Source organism: Demequina sp., assembly GCF_016278775.1.
In the GTDB taxonomy this organism is placed as follows: Bacteria; Actinomycetota; Actinomycetes; order Actinomycetales; family Demequinaceae; genus Demequina.
In genome coordinates this window covers 1-3,445 of sequence record NZ_JADQBF010000105.1, presented here as the reverse complement: position 1 = coordinate 3,445, position 3,445 = coordinate 1, and the positions used below count along the sequence as shown (strand labels likewise).

Genomic DNA, 3,445 nt, shown 5'->3' with positions numbered 1-3,445 from the left:
CACCACGCCGTTGCGGTTGTACGCCTCGATCCACTCGTTGTCCTTGACGCCGATCAGCTCGGCGTCCTCCACGCTCATCCAGATGTCGGGCCCGCCGCGCGACAGCGACAGCATGTACTGGTTGTCCTGGTAGTTCGAGTGGATCGACCACTTCGAGTGGGGGGTCAGGTAGCGCACGGTCACTTCCCGGCCGACGCCGGTTTGCTGGTCGCCGAAGATGCGGTGCATGTTGAGCGGCGGTCGATAGGTGGGCAGGTTTTCGCCCAGTTCGGTCATCCAGTCGTGGTCGAGGAAGAAGTGCTGACGTCCCGTGAGCGTGTGCCACGGCTTGAGTCGCTCCACGTTGATCGCAAACGCGGTGTAGCGGCGCCCGCCGTGCTCACTGCCGGACCACTCGGGACTGGTGATCACGGGAACGGGACGCGCTTGCGTGTCAGCAAACGTGATGCGGCTTCCCTCGTGATCCTCCGCGAGGTCCGCCAGGCGCTGACCGGTGCGCTTCTCCAGATCCCTGAAGCCCTCGACGGACACGCGCCCATTGGTGGTGCCCGACAGCGCGAGGATCGTCTCGCACGCGTGCACCGAGGTGACGAGCGACGGACGCCCGGCCGCCGGGCCATTCGGGATGACGCCGTTGATGCTTCCCAGCAGCTCCACCTCTTGCTTGGGGAACACCGCCACGCCCTTGGTGTTGGTGCCGAGCTTCTCCACGAGCGGGCCGAGCGCCGACATCTTGTCCGCAAACTGCGAGTAGTCCCGCTCGACCAGCACAAACTTGGGCGCGGTCTTGCCGGGGATCAGGTCGACCTCACCCGTCTTCCAATCGCCGACGATGCCGCTGGGTAGCGCCATGGCGTCGGCCGTGTCGTGGAGCAGGGGCACGGCCACCAGGTCGGTGCGCTTGCCCAGGTGACCGACCGACAGGTCCGTGACGGAGCGCGCGAGCTCCTGGAACGTGTCGTAGTCGCTCTTGGTCTCCCACGGCGGGTTGATCGCTGGGGTGAAGGCGTGCACGAACGGGTGCATGTCGGTGCTCGACAGGTCGTGCTTCTCGTACCAGGTGGCGGCGGGGAAGAGCACGTCGCTGTACAGCCCGGTGGACGTCATGCGGTAGTCCATGCTGACCAGCAGGTCGAGCTTTCCCTCTGCGGCCTCGCGCCACGTGACATCCCGTGGGCGCGAGTCCTCCGGCGCCTCCTCGGCACGGATGGAGCTGTCCGCGCCCAGCAGGTGGTGCAGGAAGTACTCGTTGCCCTTGGACGAGGAGCCGATGAGGTTGGCACGCCAGACGGTGAGCACGCGCGGCCAGTTCTGTTCAGCGTCCGGGTCCTCGACAGCGAAGTTGACCTCGCCGGACAGCAACTTGTCCTTCATGTACTCGCCGGCGGTCTTGCCAGACGCCACCACGTCGTCGCCCAGGTCAAGGCTGCTGCGATTGAAGGTGGGGTACGACGGCATCCAGCCCGAGCGCGCCGACTGCGCGATCGCGTCGATGGATTTCAGTCCCTTGAAGCGGCCCTCGCCCAGGGGAGAGGAGATCGCGTCTGGCCCCATGTTGTCGTAGCGCCATTGGCCGGTGTTGACGTACCAGAACGCCGTGCCGATCATCTGGCGCGGGGGCCTCATCCAGTCGAGTCCGAACGCGAGGGTCGCCCAGCCGGTGACGGGGCGGCACTTCTCTTGGCCCACGTAGTGCGCCCAGCCGCCGCCGTTGACGCCTTGGCAACCGGTGAGCGTGATGAGCGCGAGGAATGTGCGGTAGGTCTCGTCCGAGTGGAACCAGTGGTTGGTGCCCGCGCCCAGGATGATCATCGAGCGGCCGCCCGAGTCCTCGGCGTTCTGCGCGAACTCGCGGCCGATGCGCTCGGCCATCGCTGCAGGCACCCCGGTGATCTCCTCTTGCCACGCAGGCGTGTACGGCGTCGGGTCGTCGTAGCCGGTGGGCCAGTCGCCCGGCAGGCCCTCGCGGCCCACTCCGTATTGCGCGAGCATGAGGTCGAACACCGTGGTGACAAGGCGCTCGCCGTTGACGGTGTTGAGCCGCCCCGCGGGCACTCCGCGGCTGTGCACGCCGCCGCCCTCGTTGTGCTCTTGGCCAAGGTCGAAGCGGGGCAGTAGCAGCTCCGCCACCTCGGTGTCGCTCGCCTCGAACAGCGACAGCGCCGGCTCGACGCCCTCCAGGTCGAGGTTCCACTTGCCGACGCCTTCCTCGCCAAAGCGGTGGCCCAGCGAGCCGTTCGGCACGTGGGGAGCGCCGGTGGCCGAGTCGATCAGCACGGTCTTGAAATGAGCGTTCTCGCTGGTATCGCCCAGGTCGGAGGCCGTGACGAACTTGTCGGGCACCCACGCGCCGTCCTTCTCCTTGAGGCTCACCAGGAAGGGCAGGTCGCTGTACTTCTTGACGTACTCGACAAAGCGCGGCACCTGGCGCTCGATGAAGAACTCCTTGAGCACCACGTGACCCATCGCCATGGCGAGCGCGCCGTCGGTGCCGGGGTGAGGGCTCATCCACTCGTCGGCAAACTTGGTGTTGTCCGCGTAGTCGGGCGAGACGGTGACCACCTTCTGGCCGCGGTAGCGCGCCTCCGCCATGAAGTGGGCGTCAGGGGTGCGCGTGACCGGCACGTTGGCGCCCCACATGATGAGGTACGACGCGTTCCACCAGTCGGCCGACTCCGGCACGTCTGTCTGGTCGCCGAACACCTGTGGCGAGGCGACGGGGAGGTCCGCGTACCAGTCGTAGAAGCTGAGCATCGAGCCGCCCAGCATGCTGATGAAGCGGCCGCCTGCCGCGTGGGAGGCCATCGACATGGCGGGGATGGGGGAGAAGCCGAACACGCGGTCGGGCCCGTGCTCCTTGATGGTGTGCACGTGGGCCGCAGCCACGATCTCCTTGGCCTCGTCCCACGAGGCGCGCACCAGCCCGCCCTTGCCGCGGGCACGGTGATAGCGCTGGCGCGTCTCGGGGTCGCTCACCACTGCCTTCCACGCGTCCACGGGATCAGGGTGCTCGCGCTTGGCGGCCCGGTAGGCCTCGAGCAGCACGCCGCGAATGTACGGGTAGCGCACGCGCGTGGGGGAGTAGGTGTACCAAGAGAAGGCGGCGCCGCGGGGGCAGCCGCGGGGCTCGTATTCGGGGCTGTCAGCGCCCACGGAGGGGTAGTCGGTCTGCTGCGTCTCCCACGTGATCACGCCGTCCTTGACGTAGACCTTCCAGGAGCACGAACCGGTGCAGTTCACGCCGTGCGTGCTGCGCACGATCTTGTCGTGGCTCCAGCGGTCGCGGTAGAACGCGTCGGCGTCCCGTCCGCCCTCGCGGGTCACCGTGCGCAGGTCGTCGGACACCTTGCCTGGCGTGAAGAACCGGCCTGCGTTGACCAGAAAACTGCCGGCAATGCCGCTGGAACGGTCTGACGTCGTCGTCATGAGTGTCCTATTCGGTGGG

1 protein-coding gene is annotated in these 3,445 nt (G+C 67.3%); it reads right to left on the bottom strand.

What is annotated here, in order from left to right; all coding sequences use genetic code 11:
- Positions 1-3,426: nitrate reductase subunit alpha (locus tag QZZ33_RS11490; protein ID WP_291380156.1), on the bottom strand; the 3,426-nt coding region annotated here is incomplete at its 3' end.
- Between the last annotated feature and the right edge of the window lie 19 nt (positions 3,427-3,445).